The following is an 18710-nucleotide window of genomic DNA, read 5'->3' on the forward strand; positions in this document are numbered from 1 at the left end:
TGAGAGAATTATCATGAAGCTACTTTATATCAGCTCTGGCTACGGCGGGATCTATCAAATGTTTGATCAATGGGTAGAAGAAAGCTTCATAGATTCACCCTTTTCATGTATCAAGATGGAAAGAGAATCTCTACAGTCACACATGCACAAAACCCGGACATTTACTCCGGATTTTGTTTTCATGATGATCGGCGATCGTATTCCAAAAGAAGCGCTTCAGCTATTCAAACAAGAAAAGCTCCCCGTCATCCTATGGATGACAGAAGACCCTTTTTATACAGATGTGTCAGCCGCCTGCGCGCTTGATGCACAAATGATTTTAACGATTGACGAAGGCACACTGCCTTTTTACAAACAATTAGGTGTTGATCACGCGCACTACTTTCCCATTCCGACCAACACACATATATTTCAGAAAAAAATGACGCCAGCAGAGTCATTCAACTATGACATCGCTCTCATTGGTTATCCTTATCCAAATCGCATCACCGCAATAAATGCGCTATTACATCAGCACAAATGGCGAATACTCGTTGCAGGCAAGGAATGGCACCGTCACTTAAATAAATTACGCAGACGGTATCGTGATCTGACACTCATGACCAATTGGCTGAGTCCTCAGCAAATGGCCGAACTTTATGAGCAGTCAGCCATTGTCCTAAATCCGCATAGACCTGCTCAATTTGCCTATAACCGAAACAAAGCCCTGATTCAAAATATAAGTCTGAACAACAGAGCGTTTGATATCGCTGCAAACGGAAGCTTTCAATTGACGGATATACGTCCGTCAGATGCATTTTCAAGCTTTGCCTTTTATACTCATGAAGACGATTTGATTGAACAAGTCGACTATTATGTATCAAATGAGGAGAAAAGACGGTCGATCGCCTTACAAAATTATGAACAAGTCGTTTGCTGGAATACGTTTGATACACTGCCATACAGATTATATGAGATGGCAAAAAGCGCCCTATGAACTGGCGCTTTTTCTTATTTATACTCACCTCACGTTGTTCCTTCCACATCCCGACGAGCCAATAATACTTTTGCTGCCGCTTTCCGGTCTGCCTCACTTTTCACAACAAGTGAGTGTGTCTGATCCATCAAATATGCTCCAACAGATCCTTCTAAAAAGGAGTGTATGCATTCTTTCGCATAATGAGCATGAAAAGCATATACAGCGCCATTTAGACGGCCATACGTATAAGGGTGTTCGGACAATGTGTTCATCGTGCTGATCTTGCTCCTTACGAAAAGCTGGTATCAAGGCTAAAATACGATTTCCCCAATACATATATGTTCTTCTCCTCTCGCACGCAGCTCAAGGTGCATTCGAAAAGGCCCCCTCCCTTTTTAACAGGCACTTGAACTGATGGCAATATTGAACCGGTGGAATCTCTCGTTCTTTCTAATGTTTCTTTTATCTCTCCATATTCTATTAAAAATTCGAACGAAGTTTATAATCTGTTCACCTAATTTATTGATCAAGTGGTTCTTTTCCTCAAACATTTCCTACTCTTTCACATATGATGCAAAGTAGAGAAATGAGAGTAGGGGGATTGGATATGTCAAAACAGATAGAAACGAGTTTGAAAACTTTTTTTCGTGACAAAACGATTTTAGTCACAGGCGGTACGGGTTCGATCGGCCGGCAAATCGTGAAAAAGTTAACAGCATGCTCTCCAAAAAGGATCATTGTATTCAGCAAGGATGACAGCAAACAATACATGATGAAAAGTGAGTATGTAGAGCATCCTGAGGTCGTATTTGCTCTTGGCGATGTGCGGGATGCAAGCCGCGTGAGGCAGCTCGTCAAAGGTGTTGATATGATTTTTCATGCAGCAGCCTTAAAACAAGTACCCACTTGTGAAGATAATCCATTTGAAGCCGTTCAAACCAATATTATCGGCGGGCAGCATATTATTGAAGCAGCGATCGAACATGAAGTCAGTCATGTCGTCAACATTTCAACCGACAAAGCGGTTTCTCCGACAAATGCCATGGGTGCAACAAAATTGATTTCAGAAAAACTATTTTTCCAAGCAAACGAAAGTATTCCAAATCAAAAAACCAGGTTTTGCTCTGTACGCTTTGGCAATGTGCTTGGCTCAAGAGGTTCGGTCATTCCGATCATGCTCCAGCAGCTGTTAAACGGGAAGCCTTTGACTGTGACAGACCCTGATATGACGCGTTTTTTTATGTCCATTGAAGAGGCTGTATCCCTTACACTTGAAGCAGCGATCATGATGAAAGGCGGCGAAACCTTCATTCTCAAGATGGAGTCATTACAGCTTGCTGATCTACTAAAAGCATTTCAGGAATATGCCAGTCAAATCAACGTAGCATCTCCTGATATTCTCGTCGTCGGGAAAAGACCTGGAGAAAAACTTCACGAGGAGCTCACATTCCCTCACGAGGCAGATGCACTGTTTGAACATGAACAATTTTATGCGATCTTACCGAGACCACATCTGCATCCTGCCTTTCAAAAAGTCGATTTGACCAATTACACATCAAATGAAGCACCGCTCATTACAAAAGAGAAGCTATTCCAGATCATCAAACAATTACATCACACGCATCATAAAAAATAAAAAATCGTCACACGGAAGCAAATGCTTTCCATGTGACGATTTTTAAATCAATTATTCAAATAGATGTGTCAAATGACCGTAACCTTCTTTTTCAAGATCATCCTTTCGGATAAACCTCAAAGCGGCTGAGTTAATACAATACCGAAGACCGTTTGGCCCTGGTCCATCGGGGAAGACATGACCGAGGTGGGAATCCGCTGTTTTACTACGAACCTCTGTCCGCACCATACCATGACTCGTATCAACCTTCTCCTCTACTTCCTCGTCTTCAATCGGTTTTGTAAAGCTTGGCCATCCGCAATGGGCATCAAACTTATCGAACGAAGAAAACAGTGGCTTGCCTGAAATGATATCCACATAAATCCCTTCTTCTTTATGATCCCAAAATTCATTTTGAAATGGCGGTTCAGTGCCATTGTTTTGCGTGACCTCGTACTGCATCCGGTTTAATTCTTTTAGACGCTTTTCTTTATCGTTTGTCATGATTTATCACTCCAATGGGACTCAATAAAACCCGCTCTACCCGAACCGACATGATATCGTTCGTAGTGCATTTTGTTCTTTTTATAATAATGCTGATGATATTCCTCTGCGGGATAAAAAGGACCAGCGTCTAAAATCTCTGTAACGATTGGCTTTTGGAAAATTCCGCTTTGACTGAGCTGCTCTTTCGAAGCTTCTGCGAGCTTTCGCTGCTCCTCATGGTGAACATAAATACCGGTGCGGTAAGACTCTCCTCTATCACCAAATTGCCCGCCATCATCTGTTGGGTCTATTTGCTGCCAATACAGTTCTAACAGCTTCTCATACGGGAAAACGTCAGGATCAAATGTGATTTGAACGGCTTCTCTATGCCCCGTTGTATTTGTACATACTTCCTCATAGGTCGGATTCACTGTATGTCCGCCAGTATACCCTGATTCAACTTTGATAATGCCCGGCTGTTCATCAAAAGGTTTAACCATACACCAGAAACAGCCCCCAGCAAATGTGGCTAATTCTTGTTTTTCAGACATATTAGTGCCCCCTTCATTTAAAAAATGGTATCATCATATTATAACATGATAGAAAATAATGAAAATGATACGACTTGTGTACCTAAAATGACAGAAGCATTCTGTCGTATCTTACAAATATGATGGGGGTTTAATGATTGGAACAAAGAAAACAAATGATGTATGAAATGGATACTTTACTGAGAACCGTATTTAAGCAGATACGTTATGAAATTAACAGCCTGCTCGAAAACGAATTGTCTCGGAATGAATTTCTCATTTTAAATCTACTCCGTGAGCAAGGTGCAAAAAAAGTAACGGAATTCGCTTCAATTCTTGGGGTGTCAGCAAGCCATATTACAGCAGTGACCGACACACTTGTAGAAAAAGGCTGGATCACTCGTATCCGCTCAAAAGAGGATCGCCGCATCATCAAAATCCACTTAACCGATAAGGGTAAGGAAATTACTGAGCATTTCGAGAAAAAGAAAACAGAATACTTTATGGAACGATTTGAATCATTTGATGATGAAGAGCTCAAAACGATGATCAAATTATTCAAAAAGCTGGATAAAAGTCAAAGAGATTAAGCATAGATTTAAGCGGTAAGGACATGCTACAGATAAAAAGAGGTGCATGAACCATGACAAGCCCTTATCTATGTCCAAACTGTAAAACCAACAGAACGCGCTTTAATCTGATTGAGCAGCTTTCAGAACCTGTGAAGCTTGATCCGGCGACTGGAGCAATTGTCGAAACATACGAAAAAGGTCAGCTTTCTCCTTTTCACATGAGCTATCAAGGTCCAGAAATCAAAGTTCAGTGCGGCGTTTGCGGTTTAATTGAGGATGAAAAAACATTTATTAAGCTGGCTGAATATCATCAATATTCTTCTCCTTCTTAACATGAAGGCCTGGCGTTTCCGTCAGGCTTTTTTCTATGTTTCTTTTGCCTATACAGATCGCCTTTTTCGTGCATACGCTACAAAAAACACCATCGTATGAGAAAGAAGGGATTGATGACATGCAGCAGCTCTTTTATCATGACTTTCCATATCGGCCATTCGCTGACACCTACGAGCATCTTCAAAGCAGCCATTCATCAAAAGCCTTTATTCGATTATTTCACGCTGCACCAGATCTAAGTGAGCTCGCTGTTTATGTGAACCGGAAGCAGGTAATGAAAACGATGCCTTACAGCCATTTGACCGCTTATATGGAGTGGGATGAGGGAATGTATGAAATAGAAGTATTCAAACTGGCTACAAATGAAAGAGTTCTTCATTCTCGCATTCGATTTAAGAGCGGCGAGGTGTACACACTATGTATCACAGGCGCTCGTGCAGGCTTTGCACTGCTGACTGAGCAGCAGGACCCTGTGATCAAACAAGAAGACCTGTCAGCACTTACATTTGTACAGCTGTCTCCGGACCTCCCTTCTATAGATATATATGAACGAGACCAAGGGATCCTATCGAAGAAGCTTGATTATGTAAACAGTACCCACATTCATCATTTCTCCCCGAATAAATATCATTTTGAATTAAAGGCCGCTGGTACTCAAAGTGTACTGCTTGATATCCCAAAAGTTCACCTGCAAACAAAACGCGCATACCTCATTTTGCTTCATGGTTTTGCAAACGGGGAGCCAGAGCTCATGGCGAAGGTGGCCTTGTCTCACCAAATATAAAAGAGCCTTTCCACATGGAAAAGGCTCTTTACGAGACATCTTCAGCTTTTTCTTGCTTTTGAAAATCAAAAGCAAGAATCATGATGCCTAAAAATAATGCACAGTAGGCAATATTTAAGTAAAACTGATCGATATTTTCTGCTTTTAAATCATTGGCAGCCGTAATGCCAAAGTATGCAGCAAATAAAAATGACAGTAAACTAAAATATTGATAGACTCGCTTCATGATTTCACTCCTGACTAACACGTTCTATTGCTTTGGATGATAATATGAGAATTCGATTTCATCGTTCTCTAGATCAATTTTGTTCGCTTTGACATACATATCATTCGTCAGCGGCATTTCTGAAAGGCGCACTTCCACCGTTTTTTGGTCTGGTTTCACATGAACGAATTCTGGCAGTTCATAAAACTGACCCATATAGCTTAAAACAAAACTGATTGGAATGCTTAATTGCCCAATTGAAAAATCATTCACTTTTAGCAGCACATCACCATTATCTTCAACAGTTGGGATAAATGAGACGTTTGCATCAATGGTTGAAGAGAAGGCTTTAATTGCCCCTGTTACTTTCACATCTTGATCAATCTCAACATGAAAGTCTGGCATATCGCTTGTTCCTTGATTTTTCAAATAATCATTTACAAAGCTGGTCAGCGATTCTTTTGAGCTAGAAATATTAAATGCATACTCGCTTTTCGCTTCCTTTTTTGAAGCGGATTGACCGCCTGGCAGAAGCATCAAAATGCCGCAGGCAAGAACAATCAATAGATTGATGGCAAGTAAAATAAAAAATAAGCTTTTCCATTTTTTCATATGTTCACCCTATTCCTTCGGCAGTCCTTCTTTTTTCACTTCTGAGAATAAACGATTTGCCATAAGAGAGTACCCCTTTTGGTTTGGGTGGAAATCATCATCTGCCAATAATTTTTCATCAGAATCTTCTTCAAATAAATCTGCCACATTGATCATATCAGCGTTGCCGTCTTTTTTCAGTTCTTTTTTGGCAACGGCATTCCAGTCTTTGACGACTTCATCAATGTCCTTCAGCTCAGTGAGACTGAACTTAAAAGGATTATACATGCTTACATACATGATCTTCGCATGGTCATTATGTTCTCTCAGTTGAGCAAGAATGGTTTTAAAGCGCTCCTCAAATGGACCTTGCTCTTTTTGAAAAGGAGCAAAAGTCAAATTGAGCACATTTTGACGAACGACATGCATTAAGTCATTTCCGCCTATCGTAAAGAAAATATAATCAGCGTCCTTCAGTCCATCTTGCACTTTTTTCTCTTTTAATCTCTTTAATAAATCTACGGTTCTACTGCCTTTAACAGCATAGTTTTTTAATGTAACAGATTGCACGCCGTCCACCGCTTCTATTTTGTCACGGGTGATGCCTGCATATCCCTTTTTATTTTGATCTCCGATTCCTTCTGTTAAGGAATCTCCAACCGCTGCAATGGTAATATGTTCTTTTACGTTTTGTGTGTCTTCTAGTTTATCCTTTATGCCAGCCTCTTGCGCGGAACATGCAGAAAGAACAAAAGCTAGAGACATCACAATCAAAATCAAACGAGCCTTCAAACGATGATGTCCCTCCTTTTTCTGATTAAAAAAGTGTATCATGTTTTCGCTCATTTGAACATCCTTATGCTAGCTTCGGTTAAGCGTTTTGATGTCCTTGATGATGTCATCATAAGGTGTATTTTGCATGCCATCATAATTTTTCATCACTTTCCCTTCTTGATTGACAAGGAAAAATAGTGATTGATGAATGACTTGGTCTTCATCCTCAGGTTTTTTCACAATGGTTTTAAAGCTTTTCATCGCGAATTTTTCAATTGCTGACTGCGAGTAACCTGTGAGGAAATCCCAATTTTTAAAGGACAAAGGATATGCTTTGGCAAATTCCTTTAGCTTTTTCGGTGAGTCCACCTCTGGGTCCACGCTAAAGGAAATGATATGCGCATCCAATTTTTCTTCTTGTAACCGTTTTTGCAGCTCTGTCATATGAGCAGTCATAGGCGGACAGATCGTTTCACAGCTTGTGAAAATAAAATCTGCCACCCATACTTTCCCCTTCAAATCATCTAGTGACACCTTTTGCCCATCCTGATTTTCATACTCGAACGGCTGTATTTGATAATTTAGCGCATCCTTGATTTGTCCATTTGAACACGATACTAAAAGAAGCACGCTTATCATCATAAGCGCACCAAGTGAGGCTCCCCTTTTTCTATACATGATATGCCCATCCCCTTTTTAAAATCAATCGGTATAAAAAGTAAAGCCTATGGCTCCCTTTCCAGTATGACAGGAAATAATCGGTGTTGTGTAGGCGATATCAACAAGCGCATCAGGTGTGTGATCGAGCAGCGCTGATTTCAGCTTTTCTGCAAGCTCTAATGCATCTGCATGTGCAATCCCAATCGCCTGAACGGTTTTTCCTTTCACCGCCTGTACATACTGTTTTGTCAAATAGCGGACAAGAGCAGAGTAGCTTCTCACATTCGCTTCCGGCGTGTATACCCCGTCTGTTAAGCTGGCAATTGGTTTGATGTGAAGAAGTGAGCCGATCAGCGCCTTTCCTCTTCCAATTCTTCCACCTTTTACGAGATTTTCTAATGTATCAATTGTGACATAAAGCTTTGTATTATGGCGGATTTTATCCATTTCTTTGATGATGTCTTCACGACTTGCACCGTTTTTTGCAAGTTGTGCTGCTTTGATGACTTGAAACCCTAATCCATAGGAAATAAAGTTTGAATCAATCACCGTGATGTTTCCATCCACCATTTTCGAAGCGCTTTCAGCAGTTTGAACAGTACCACTCATTCCTCCGGTCAAATGAATACTAATGACTTCGCTTCCATCTGCCGTCAGCTTTTCATATAATTCGACGAATTGACCGATTGCAGGTTGAGACGTTTTCGGCAATTCCTCAGCGGCCTCCATTTTATGAATAAATTCATCAGGCTGTAAATTCACCCGGTCAACATAATCAACTCCAGAAATGGAGATATTGAGCGGAATCACGTGAATGGAAAGGTCATTGATTTTCTCTTGGGGAAGATCTACGGTTGAATCTGTTACAATTTTAATTGATTTCACTATCGTCTCATCCTTGCTGTCTTAGTCTTTACTTATGATATTACCTTATTTCCTGCACACTTGAAAACAACTGTCCTAACGTTTTTGAAATTGTCACAATTTCTTTTTTTCACAAAAAAATCCTTGCCAAGCTGAGCAGCTGCCAATTCAAAACGACCGCTCACTCCTTTTGACAAAGATTCCTGTTTACGCATTGTGTTTCAGTGTAGGCTGCTGATAGATCTGTTCATATGTGCTCCACTTGACGTTACGTTTCACGTACTCCCTGAAAGAGTACACATCTCTCTTTCCTTTAGATACATAGACTTTTTTCAAGAACACTTCCAGTCTAAAGGAGAGCATGAAACTATACATCTCATCCCCCTTTAGAACAGGAATTTCTGTTACCTTGATCTGAGCTCCATCCATCCGTCTAAAACATATTGTTTTGAGCAGCACAAACGATCAATCCTCTTTTCCAATGATCTGTTAAGCCTAAATAAATAGGTGGAATAAATCTTGATCTTTATTCACTTCAACATAGTGAAAGCCTTTTTTATTCATCCGCTCAATCAGCGCTGCATAGTCATCTCTTTCTTTCAATTCGATGCCAACAAGAGCGGGACCTTTGCTTCGGTTATTCTTTTTCGTATATTCAAAGCGCGAGATATCATCGTTTGGCCCTAACACTTCATCTAAAAATTCTCTTAGAGCTCCTGCTCTTTGCGGAAAATTGACGATAAAGTAATGCTGAAGCCCTTCATAAATCATTGAGCGTTCTTTGATTTCCTGCATTCTGCCAATGTCATTGTTTCCACCACTGACGATACAGACAACATTTTTGCCTTTAATCTCCTCGCGATGCGCCTCTAATGCTGCGATCGGCAAGGCGCCTGCTGGCTCTGCTACAATCGCACATTGATTATACAGCTCTAAAATGGTTGTACATACTTTTCCTTCTGGTACAAGGCTAATTTTATCGACAACAGACTGAAGGGACGTAAACGTCTTTTCGCCAATTCGCTGTACCGCTGCCCCGTCTACAAACTTATCAATCGAATCAAGCGTCACGACCTCCCCCTTCTCATGGGAAGCATGCAGTGAAGCGGCTCCAAGCGGCTCGACTGCAATGATTTCGGTTTCTGGTGAAATGTTTTTCATATAAGTGCCAACGCCAGACAGCAGTCCGCCACCTCCGACGCTTGCAAATAAAAAGTGCGGCTCCACTTCAATATCATTTAATATTTCTACAGCAGTTGTTCCTTGTCCTGCCATCACATCCAAATCATCAAACGGATGGATAAATTCGCGCTTTTCCTCATCTCCACATTTTACTGCTTCATGATAGGAATCATCAAACGTATCTCCGGTTAAGATAATTTCAACGTATTCTTTTCCGAAAAGCTCCACTTGAGATACTTTTTGCCTTGGTGTTGTAGCCGGCATAAAGATTTTTCCGTGGATACCTAAATATTTACAAGAATAGGCAACACCTTGCGCGTGATTTCCAGCACTCGCACAGACAATGCCATTTTCTAATTTATTTTTTGGCAACTGGCTCATTTTATTAAAAGCGCCTCTTAATTTAAAGGAACGAACTACTTGCAGATCCTCTCTTTTTAAGTAGACATTGCATTCATATCGTTCAGAAAGTCGCTCATTTTTTTGAAGTGGTGTATGAATCACTACATCCTTCAAATTTTGATGGGCTTTTAAGATGTCTTTCACTTGAATTAGCGTGTTTTCTTTGAGCAACGGTTTCATGTACAAGATCCTTTCTCTTTAACCTTATTTAATTTGTCATTATAACATGAATATTCAAAAAATAAACCAATAGATCATGGATCAAGCATAAATTTCATGAACTTTTTTCGTTTTTCTGTACTTTTGGTTTAATTGGGTGTTACAATTAAACCAATTAGAACCATAAAGAAAGGAATCACCCGATGACCACACATCCGTTTACTTCTATATATGGAGAGCACCAAGATATGAAGCACGCCATTCATTTGGCAAAACAATTTGCGAAAAACGAGCAGCCTGTCTTGATAACGGGAGAAATCGGAACAGGCAAAACATTATTTGCCCAAGAAATGGCAAACGCATCTGTACCTCACGCTCCGCTGACACATATGTATTGCCCCGTCCTGAATGAAGAGACCTTACAGAAAACATTCACTCAAAAGAAGAATCAAGTTCTTTATTTAGACGAAATCGGCGCATTAAGTATTTCTATGCAGCATCAGCTCATTCGTTTTCTAGAAACTTCATCTGCAACAAAAATGATCGCTTCTTCGTCTTTATCATTAGAAGCATTGAGGGTCTCATCTACCTTTTTACCTGAGCTGTTTTATCGTCTGAATGTTCTCCATCTGTCCATTCCGCCTTTAGCAGAACGAAAAACGGATATTCCTGCTTTAACTACTGCCTTCTTTAAAGAGCTGGGCATACAGCCTGACATTGATACAAGTGTTTGGGAAACTTTGCAGCAGTATCCATTTGAAGGCAATGTACAAGAGCTCAAAAATATCGTTCATTACGTTGCAGCGATTCTCGAGGGGCAAACGGTTTTCTTACATCACCTGCCGCCGTTTGTGTTATTACCTCAAGACGCCGCTGGAAAAGGAAAAAAAGAAGAACACCAGCTCACTCTTATGGAGAAACAAGAATTTATTTTCTTACTTGAAGCCATTAAATCACTGAACGAGAAAGGGGAAGCAGCAAGCAGACGAATTTTGTCTGAATTAAGCAAACAAGGTGACATCCCGCTGACCCCTCAGCAGGTGAGAAGCCGATTAGATGATCTTGAGAAAAAAGCATACGTGACAAAAGGAAAAGGCAGGGCTGGAACGAAGATTACACTTGAAGGCCTTTCATTCCTGAAGTCACTTGATGGTTATATACCGGTTCAATAAAGGAGGACATTCATTGTTTACTAAAAAAGAAGAAATTGCAAACGCCGTTACACATGGCATTGGGGTTATTTTATCCATTCCAGCCATTGTTTTTCTCGTTTTATTCGCTGTTCAATACGGCACAGTCACTGACATTATTAGCTTTTCGATATTTGGTGCTTCTATGCTGCTGCTTTATTTAAGCTCAACCCTGCTTCATAGCATTCAGCATAAAAAAACAAAAGATGTATTTGAAATCCTCGACCACTCGGCTATTTATGTATTGATTGCAGGTACGTATACACCCTTTTTACTCGGACCATTAAAGGGCGCACTTGGTTATACGCTTCTTGCGATTGTATGGGCTCTTGCTGCAGGTGGTATCGTCTTTAAAATCTTTTTCGTCAAACGGTTTATCATTGTCTCCACCCTCGTTTATTTATTAATGGGCTGGATGATTATCATCGCCATTAAACCTCTCTACATTCATTTAACGGGAGCAGGATTCGGTCTATTGCTGTTAGGCGGTCTATTGTATTCGGTCGGAACCATTTTTTATATTTGGCGTAAAATCCCTTATCATCATGCAATTTGGCACAGCTTTGTGCTCGGCGGAAGTGCGTCAATCTTTTTCTGCATCCTATTCTATTGTGTCAATATCCCTTCTGCATGAAAAAACCAGCATCCACTATCGGATGCTGGTTTTTCTATGCGCGTTTTTGAGCGTAGTCACTGATCATGACAGGGGCTTTAATATGAATATCGACATTGACAGGACGCAGTCTTTTGATGATCTTCCCTGTTAAAAGCCGATCCGTACCGCTTGTTTCAACCGGGACAAGCGGACGATCAAAATCTTCAGCAAGCGTCTCTGCAATGGCACGATTTTTTTCAGACAGCAATACACTCTGTCCAGACATGATTCTTTCTTTTGCTTCTTCTAGTAATTCCTCATCAGACTGATTCTGACGTATAACCGCCATTTTTATCAGCCATTGTTTTAAGATGGGATAGCGAAAAAGATTCGGCTTCGCCATGAAAGCAAATGGCTTGTCAAGGTGCCCGATTAATAATGTCGTTGTCACCGGATTCAGCTCATTGGTGACATAAATAACCGGTCCATCTGGGAGCTTCTTTTGCTGATGGATGGTCATCACTGATCCTGACTGATCAATACATCCCCTGGCAAATCTTTTCGCATGCTCATGAATGAGCTGCATTCGTTTCGTATAGGAAATGCGCGGATCAGTTAATTCATGATCGTACAAATGCCTCATACTTTTTAAAAAGGATACAACAACATAAATCATTAAAAACCAATAACGAAACAACCGTACTCCTCCTACTCATTTATCCTTTTCTGTCATATACGACAAATTCATAATTGTAGGGGTTCTTTACGTCACTATGGCCATTTTCGCGTGATACAATCGTCCAATCGTCTTCATTGTAGTAAGGAAAATAGCGGTCACCTTCAAAAGCATGATGAATGTGCGTGATGTAAAGTCGATCCGCATATGGCATCATTTCCTCATACAGCTTAGACCCGCCAATGATAAATAACTCTTTCTCGTTCTTCCCGATTGCTAAAATGTCCGCAATTGAATGGACAACCTCGCATCCTTCAGCTTCAAAGGAAGAACTTGTGGTCAAAACGATATTACGGCGGTTAGGCAGCGCTCGTCCAATCGATTCAAATGTTTTTCTGCCCATGACAATGGTATGGCCGCCTGTGACTTTTTTAAAATAAGCTAAATCTGCGGGTAAATGCCAAGGCATTTGATTATCTTGACCAATGACTCTGTCTTTTCCTGTCGCCACAATCATGGAAATCATACACTGACTTCTCCTTTAATATGCGGATGCGGATCATAGTTCTCAAGCACAAAATCATCAAACGTAAAGTCAAAAATGCTCTTTACATCTCTTGTGATGCGAAGCTGCGGAAGCGTGCGTTCCTTTCGCTCTAGCTGCATTTTCACCTGCGGAAGATGATTTTGATAAATATGAGCATCGCCAAGTGTATGAATAAACTCTCCCGGCTCAAGATTTGTCACTTTGGCAATCATCATCGTTAGAAGTGCATATGAAGCGATATTAAACGGCACGCCTAAAAAGATATCCGCCGATCTTTGATATAGCTGGCAGGAAAGTTTTCCGTTTGATACGTAAAATTGAAACAAACAATGACAAGGAGGTAGTGCCATTTGATCAATTTCTCCCGGGTTCCAAGCGCTGACGATCAGTCTTCTTGAATTCGGGTTGTGCTCAATATCATGAACCAGCTTGCTGATCTGATCCACGGTCTCTCCGTCTCCACTAGCCCATGATCTCCACTGCGCCCCGTACACACGGCCCAGCTCTCCATGCTCATCTGCCCATTCGTTCCAAATACGAACACCATTTTCTTGAAGATATTTGACATTTGTATCACCTTTTAAAAACCACAGTAACTCATGAATGATTGATTTTAGGTGTAATTTCTTTGTTGTTAATAAAGGAAATCCTTCCTGTAAATCAAATCTCATTTGATAACCGAACGTGCTGATTGTACCAGTTCCCGTTCTGTCACCTTTTTCATCCCCGTGCTGTAATACATGACGGCATAACTCTTTGTATTGTTTCATTTTTTTCATCCTTTATTTATGTTCTTGTTGTAGTTTACCTTATTTCTGCTTTTCTTGAAACCAAAAAAACACGTCTGCATAATGAGCAGACATGTTTTTCTTTTTATAGTTGATTCACTCGATCCTGCTCTTCGTCCTTAATATCTTGGTGTGAATGAGCAATTCGGCTTGCTGCTGCGGCGGCAAGCGCAGCGACAAGATCATCAAGGAATGTGTGTACTTCTCCTGGTCGACCTTCATCTAATTCTCTGATAATCCCAAATTTCTCTTTATCTAAATAACCGAAGTTGGTCAAACCGATTGATCCATATACATTGACAATGGACAGCGGAATAATCTCGTCAATTCCATATAGCGGCTCATCTGTTTCTACTAAGTGCTGTAAAGGTTCTGGCAAAAGCTTTTTTTCTGCCAGCTGATCAAGGGCAAGCCCTGTTAAAACAGCATGGACAATTTCCCTTTTTTTCAGTACTTTTTCAACATTTTCAATACAGACACTAAGTGGAAGATTCGGATGATATTTTTCTTGAAGCTTGAGCACAATATGTGCGATGTCTTCAATTTTCACTCCGCGTTCGTTTAACATTTGTTTTGTAATCTGCACCATTTCGTTCATTGTATACTTTTTCAATTGGCATGACATCTCCTTCTAGTGGCTCATCCAGCTCGGCGGGGTGTTTTTGTCCCAGTAAATATTACCGAGTTCATGATGCGTCTGGAATCCATCTTCTGCTGTATGGTAATGAAAGTTAAACCAATATCCGCTATGTGGCGGCTGATCTCTTCTCACATGAAAACGGAGCAAATCTTCTCCGGTCTTCCGATTGTAAATGTGGAAGATCTTTTCGCCATTTCCGCTTGAAGGTTGATCAGTTAAAACAACGTCTTGAAATTTTTCATCATCTTTGAAATTTGTTAAAAAGTCGGTTAACACTTGTTCAATCTTCGGTTGAATCTCTTCTCTGTACTCATCCTCAATGACAGGTGTGATTTTATGACCAAATTTGAGAAAGGATTGATTTTCTGCACTTGATAGAACCTCCTGCTTATATTGCTCAAAGGGATCTATCTGCTCTTTGCTGCCTTCTTCTGTCAGTTCCCAGCTGCGCAATTCATCTGATGTCTCGTAAACAGCTGTATAAGGCGTTTTATCAGAAGAAGAAAGTTCAGATGGCTTGTCTGTCATCAAAGCCGACGGAGGAGAGATTAAACCAAAAGTTGCAATCGTAAAGAGTGCAACAAGCGTTTTTCTCATCCACATCTTCATGATATCTAATTCCTTCCATAAGTTATCATACTGCTATTCTAGCATATAATGAATTTTCAGTCATTCAATTTGGTCACCGATTTGAGACTTTCTTTTTCATAATAAAACGTTTACAATGACAGTGACGACGACTAAAATCTGGGAGGAATGGATATGCTTGAAGGTTTCTTCATCACGGCTTCCTTGCTGACACTGTTTTATTTTGTCTATATGGAGATTACTGATTAAAAGCCCTTAGTGAGGGCTTTTCAGATTGTTGACAAAGGGCTAAAATGATCTTGATTTTAGCCCTTTGTCTTCTTTTCAGCGTGATTGAAAACCTTTGAAGTCTAGGAAGGACGAGCACCGGAGCGGAGCGAATTTGATATTCGTGAGCACCGGAGCGCAGGACTGACACCGAATGCGAGGGTTTGTCTACACGCTGAAAAGCCCTTAGTGAGGGCTTTTTTCTTTCTCAATATATCCATAATGAAATTGAGCTGTTTTTCGTTTCATCACCTGAAATTGATAGGAGTCTCCTGTAAATCGAGTACTTTTCCAATGATCTTTTAAGACCACTCTTTTTTTCGCCACTCTCATCGCTTCTTTCATGGCCATTTCGTGGTCAAAGTGGTGCTCTGCCGCATGACGAAGCGGCGCTATACTTGTAGATTCTTGAATCGTTTCCTCAAACATTGGATCAAAATAGACGATATCAAATGAACGATCAGGCAATTTTTTTAAATGCTCGATACTGTCTCCGCTTATGACAGATATCCGTTTCATCGCTTCATCTGCCTCGCTTACACCAGTCTCCCATGTGTTTAGTCCTTCTCGCACTAGTAATGCCGTAATAGGATTCTTTTCAATACCGACTACCCTTCCGTTAGGACCTACCACGCAGCTTGCGGTAATGGCATCTGAGCCTAAGCCAAGTGTACAATCTAAAAAGGAATCACCAGGCTTAAGCTCGGCTGCTTCTATCAATGGATCCTTTTCGCTGCGGAGAAGCCGTTTCACCCTAAACATCGCTGAGCTTGGATGGAAGAAGAACTTTTCACCATTTGGCTGATACCATTCGAACCTTTCTTTCCCAACAACGAGTACGTCTCCCCGTTTGATCGCAAGCTGTTTGACGGATTGTTTGCGCCGCTCTACATACTCACCATGCAATTGCTCTGCAAGTGCCTTTGCTATTTCAATCGTTCGTTCATTTGCTCTAAAGCTTGTTGTAATAAGCATGTCTTTCCTCCATCATGATCAAGAAAAAATGCCCTGATCTGATCACAGGACATTTCAATACTTGTATTAGCAATGTTTTTCGAATGCAGTTAAGACGTTTTTCATGATGTCTTCCATTTCATGACCTTCAATCTCGTCACGAGGGATAAAATGAACGAGTTCATTTCCTTTTAAAAGTGCCATAGAAGGAGATGATGGTTCCACGTCTGTGAAGTATTCTCTCATTTTCGCCGTGGCTTCCCTGTCCTGACCAGCAAATACTGTTACAATTCGATCTGGTGCTTTTTCTGCCTTCATCACAGCTTGAGTAGCAGCTGGGCGTGCTAAGCCGGCAGCACATCCACATACAGAATTGACCACTACAAATGTCGTTCCTTCTGCTGCTTGCATTGTTTGTTCTACCTCTTCTTCAGTAGTTAGTTCTTGAAATCCCGCACTTGTCAGCTCTTGACGCATTGGTACAACGAGCTGACGCATATATTCTTCATATGCCATTGACATAAAAAAGCCCCCTCTAAAATCCTTATGTTGTGAATAAAGGATACTATAGAGAGAGCCAATTTTCAAATGTTCGATATCAGATTAAATTTTCATGATTCCGCCTGTATTGGCTGATGTCACAAGTTTTGAGTATCTGGCAAGATATCCGGTTTTCACTTTTGGTTCAAAGCCTTTCCAGTTCGCTTTTCTTCTTTCCCATTCCTCTTCTGGAACATCTACACTTAAAATACGCTTTTCAATATCTACAACGACATGATCGCCATTTTCAACAAAAGCAAGCGGTCCACCCTCTGCTGCCTCTGGTGAGACGTGTCCAATTGACAACCCGCGAGAAGCGCCGGAAAAACGGCCGTCTGTAATTAAAGCAACCTTTGGACCAAGCCCCATTCCGACAATTTGTGAAGTGGGTGCAAGCATTTCAGGCATGCCAGGTCCGCCTTTAGGCCCTTCATAACGAATAATGACAACATGTCCTGCTTCTACTTTTCGATTAATGATCCCTTCAAGCGCTTCCTCTTGGGATTCAAATACGATCGCAGGTCCCTCGTGACGCGTGATCCCATCTTGTACCCCGCCCGTTTTAATAATGGCTCCATCTGGCGCAAGGTTTCCAAATAAAACGGCTAAGCCGCCTTTTTCAGTAAAAGGCTTGTCAATTGGATAAATAACGTTATAATCTTTTACCTCATGCCCCGCAATATTCTCGCCTAGCGTTTTCGCTGTGACGGTCATTGTATCTAAATGAATAGCTCCTTCTTTTTTGGACAATTCATTTAGCGCAGCTGTCACGCCGCCTGCTTCATGTAAATCCTCAATAAAAACATCGGAAGCTGGTGCAAGTTTTGATAAATGCGGTACACGCTCGGCTACTTCATTGATACGCTCAAGTGAATATTCAACGCCCGCTTCATTTGCGATTGCCAATGTGTGAAGAACCGTATTGGTTGAACCACCTAATGCCATATCTAATGCAAATGCGTTATCAATCGCTTTTTCAGTGACAATATCACGTGGTTTAATGTCCTTTTTAATGAGCTCCATTAGTTGTTTTGCTGACTTCTTCGCAAATTCTCTTCGCTCTGGTGATGTCGCCAAAATGGTTCCATTTCCAGGAAGTGCAATACCAAGCGCCTCGGCTAAACAGTTCATTGAGTTTGCTGTAAACATACCTGAACAAGATCCGCAAGTTGGACAGCCAAACTGCTCTAATTCATTTAATTCCTCTTCATTAATTTTACCTGACTGGTATGCACCGACGCCTTCAAATACGGATGAAAGAGAAATTTTTCTGCCATCACTTGTTCTACCCGCTTCCATTGGACCGCCGCTGACAAATATAGTCGGGATGTTCACACGCATTGCTGCCATCATCATGCCTGGTGTGATTTTATCGCAGTTCGGAATACAAACCATTCCATCAAACCAGTGTGCAGACACAACAGTCTCTACTGAGTCAGCAATGATTTCACGGCTTGGCAATGAATATCTCATCCCGATATGCCCCATGGCAATTCCATCATCGACCCCAATTGTATTGAATTCAAATGGGACCCCGCCAGCTTCACGAATGGCTTCTTTAACAATTTTACCAAATTCCTGAAGGTGGACATGTCCTGGGACAATATCAATATAGGAATTACATACGGCAATAAACGGTTTGCCGAAATCCTCATCCTTTACCCCCGCTGCTCTTAGTAAGCTTCGGTGAGGTGCTCTGTCAATTCCCTGTTTAATCATATTACTGCGTAGTTCTGCCATCTGTTTAAAAAGCCTCCTATACTACAAGTCTAAGTTGACTGTATGATTTTGAGTTGATTTTATTTTACAA

At 41.0% G+C, this 18710-nt stretch carries 25 protein-coding genes; 7 read left to right on the forward strand and 18 right to left on the reverse strand.

Going from position 1 to position 18710, the window contains the following annotated elements:
* The first annotated feature begins 13 nt into the window (after window positions 1-13).
* Window positions 14-976: a CgeB family protein gene (locus IEE86_RS02300; protein WP_191095760.1), complete on the forward strand. Its 963-nt coding sequence runs from the start codon at window positions 14-16 to the stop codon at window positions 974-976.
* Window positions 977-1005: 29 nt separating this feature from the next.
* On the opposite strand, the gene IEE86_RS02305 is transcribed toward IEE86_RS02300, so the two are convergent.
* On the reverse strand, window positions 1006-1230 hold the full coding sequence (locus IEE86_RS02305) for a glycosyltransferase family protein (RefSeq protein WP_224740739.1): 225 nt from the start codon (window positions 1228-1230) through the stop codon (window positions 1006-1008).
* A gap of 335 nt (window positions 1231-1565) precedes the next feature.
* Here IEE86_RS02305 and IEE86_RS02310 point away from each other — a divergent pair, with 335 nt between their 5' ends.
* Window positions 1566-2594 carry a UDP-N-acetylglucosamine 4,6-dehydratase family protein gene (locus tag IEE86_RS02310; protein ID WP_191095761.1) on the forward strand — a complete coding sequence of 343 codons (1029 nt, stop codon included), beginning with the start codon at window positions 1566-1568 and terminating at the stop codon, window positions 2592-2594.
* Window positions 2595-2645: 51 nt separating this feature from the next.
* Here IEE86_RS02310 and msrB read toward each other — a convergent pair whose 3' ends face one another.
* Window positions 2646-3077 (reverse strand): peptide-methionine (R)-S-oxide reductase MsrB, encoded by a 432-nt coding sequence (gene msrB / locus IEE86_RS02315; RefSeq protein WP_191095762.1) that lies wholly within the window; start codon window positions 3075-3077, stop codon window positions 2646-2648.
* Window positions 3074-3610: a peptide-methionine (S)-S-oxide reductase MsrA gene (msrA, locus tag IEE86_RS02320; protein ID WP_191095763.1), complete on the reverse strand. Its 537-nt coding sequence runs from the start codon at window positions 3608-3610 to the stop codon at window positions 3074-3076. Before msrA ends, msrB begins: the two co-directional genes overlap by 4 nt.
* A 137-nt stretch (window positions 3611-3747) precedes the next feature.
* Between msrA and IEE86_RS02325 the strand changes: the two genes are divergently transcribed.
* From IEE86_RS02325 to IEE86_RS02335, 3 genes are all read left to right on the forward strand, one after another.
* Window positions 3748-4179, forward strand: coding sequence for a MarR family transcriptional regulator (locus tag IEE86_RS02325; RefSeq protein ID WP_191095764.1), 432 nt, complete (start codon window positions 3748-3750; stop codon window positions 4177-4179).
* Window positions 4180-4232: 53 nt separating this feature from the next.
* Window positions 4233-4493, forward strand: coding sequence for a DNA alkylation repair protein (locus IEE86_RS02330; protein WP_191095765.1), 261 nt, complete (start codon window positions 4233-4235; stop codon window positions 4491-4493).
* 68 nt (window positions 4494-4561) lie between these two features.
* Window positions 4562-5278, forward strand: a complete 717-nt coding sequence (locus IEE86_RS02335; protein WP_318010238.1) for a DUF4397 domain-containing protein — start codon at window positions 4562-4564, stop codon at window positions 5276-5278.
* A 28-nt stretch (window positions 5279-5306) separates the two neighbouring features.
* On the opposite strand, the gene ypmT is transcribed toward IEE86_RS02335, so the two are convergent.
* The 7 genes from ypmT to ilvA all read right to left on the reverse strand — a co-directional run bounded on the left by ypmT (window position 5307) and on the right by ilvA (window position 10136).
* Window positions 5307-5504: a protein YpmT gene (gene ypmT / locus IEE86_RS02340; protein WP_191095766.1), complete on the reverse strand. Its 198-nt coding sequence runs from the start codon at window positions 5502-5504 to the stop codon at window positions 5307-5309.
* Window positions 5505-5528: 24 nt separating this feature from the next.
* Window positions 5529-6095, reverse strand: coding sequence for a YpmS family protein (locus IEE86_RS02345; RefSeq protein ID WP_191095767.1), 567 nt, complete (start codon window positions 6093-6095; stop codon window positions 5529-5531).
* 9 nt (window positions 6096-6104) lie between these two features.
* Window positions 6105-6866, reverse strand: coding sequence for an SGNH/GDSL hydrolase family protein (locus IEE86_RS02350; protein WP_224740740.1), 762 nt, complete (start codon window positions 6864-6866; stop codon window positions 6105-6107).
* Between the two features lie 69 nt (window positions 6867-6935).
* A complete protein-coding gene (locus IEE86_RS02355; protein ID WP_191095769.1) occupies window positions 6936-7526 on the reverse strand; it encodes an SCO family protein in 591 nt (196 codons plus the stop codon).
* Between the two features lie 24 nt (window positions 7527-7550).
* Entirely contained in the window at window positions 7551-8393 is an 843-nt protein-coding gene (locus tag IEE86_RS02360; RefSeq protein ID WP_191095770.1) for a DegV family protein, read from the reverse strand.
* Between the two features lie 186 nt (window positions 8394-8579).
* A complete protein-coding gene (locus IEE86_RS02365) occupies window positions 8580-8831 on the reverse strand; it encodes a YpmP family protein (protein ID WP_191095771.1) in 252 nt (83 codons plus the stop codon).
* A gap of 36 nt (window positions 8832-8867) precedes the next feature.
* Window positions 8868-10136: a threonine ammonia-lyase IlvA gene (ilvA, locus tag IEE86_RS02370; RefSeq protein WP_191095772.1), complete on the reverse strand. Its 1269-nt coding sequence runs from the start codon at window positions 10134-10136 to the stop codon at window positions 8868-8870.
* A gap of 182 nt (window positions 10137-10318) precedes the next feature.
* Here ilvA and IEE86_RS02375 point away from each other — a divergent pair, with 182 nt between their 5' ends.
* Together IEE86_RS02375 and trhA are read left to right on the forward strand one after the other, a co-directional pair.
* A complete protein-coding gene (locus IEE86_RS02375) occupies window positions 10319-11287 on the forward strand; it encodes a sigma 54-interacting transcriptional regulator (protein ID WP_191095773.1) in 969 nt (322 codons plus the stop codon).
* A 13-nt stretch (window positions 11288-11300) separates the two neighbouring features.
* Entirely contained in the window at window positions 11301-11939 is a 639-nt protein-coding gene (gene trhA / locus IEE86_RS02380; protein ID WP_191095774.1) for a PAQR family membrane homeostasis protein TrhA, read from the forward strand.
* 34 nt (window positions 11940-11973) lie between these two features.
* Here the strand turns inward: trhA and IEE86_RS02385 are convergent, their stop codons facing one another.
* The 8 genes from IEE86_RS02385 to ilvD form a co-directional block, all read right to left on the reverse strand.
* Window positions 11974-12597, reverse strand: coding sequence for a lysophospholipid acyltransferase family protein (locus IEE86_RS02385; protein ID WP_191095775.1), 624 nt, complete (start codon window positions 12595-12597; stop codon window positions 11974-11976).
* A 19-nt stretch (window positions 12598-12616) separates the two neighbouring features.
* The gene (folA, locus tag IEE86_RS02390; RefSeq protein WP_191095776.1) at window positions 12617-13102 is read right to left on the reverse strand and encodes a type 3 dihydrofolate reductase; all 486 of its coding nucleotides are present in this window, start codon (window positions 13100-13102) and stop codon (window positions 12617-12619) included.
* A complete protein-coding gene (locus IEE86_RS02395) occupies window positions 13099-13893 on the reverse strand; it encodes a thymidylate synthase (RefSeq protein WP_191095777.1) in 795 nt (264 codons plus the stop codon). Before IEE86_RS02395 ends, folA begins: the two co-directional genes overlap by 4 nt.
* A 103-nt stretch (window positions 13894-13996) precedes the next feature.
* Window positions 13997-14524, reverse strand: coding sequence for a phosphatidylglycerophosphatase A family protein (locus IEE86_RS02400; RefSeq protein WP_191095778.1), 528 nt, complete (start codon window positions 14522-14524; stop codon window positions 13997-13999).
* Window positions 14525-14542: 18 nt separating this feature from the next.
* Window positions 14543-15160 (reverse strand): YpjP family protein, encoded by a 618-nt coding sequence (locus tag IEE86_RS02405; RefSeq protein ID WP_191095779.1) that lies wholly within the window; start codon window positions 15158-15160, stop codon window positions 14543-14545.
* A gap of 432 nt (window positions 15161-15592) precedes the next feature.
* A complete protein-coding gene (locus IEE86_RS02410; protein ID WP_191095780.1) occupies window positions 15593-16381 on the reverse strand; it encodes a class I SAM-dependent methyltransferase in 789 nt (262 codons plus the stop codon).
* A 66-nt stretch (window positions 16382-16447) separates the two neighbouring features.
* Window positions 16448-16882: a BrxA/BrxB family bacilliredoxin gene (locus tag IEE86_RS02415; protein WP_191095781.1), complete on the reverse strand. Its 435-nt coding sequence runs from the start codon at window positions 16880-16882 to the stop codon at window positions 16448-16450.
* Between the two features lie 81 nt (window positions 16883-16963).
* Window positions 16964-18640: a dihydroxy-acid dehydratase gene (ilvD, locus tag IEE86_RS02420; RefSeq protein WP_191095782.1), complete on the reverse strand. Its 1677-nt coding sequence runs from the start codon at window positions 18638-18640 to the stop codon at window positions 16964-16966.
* Window positions 18641-18710 lie beyond the last annotated feature (70 nt).

Source organism: Bacillus crepusculi, from assembly GCF_014764715.1.
Classification (GTDB): domain Bacteria; phylum Bacillota; class Bacilli; order Bacillales; family Bacillaceae; genus Bacillus.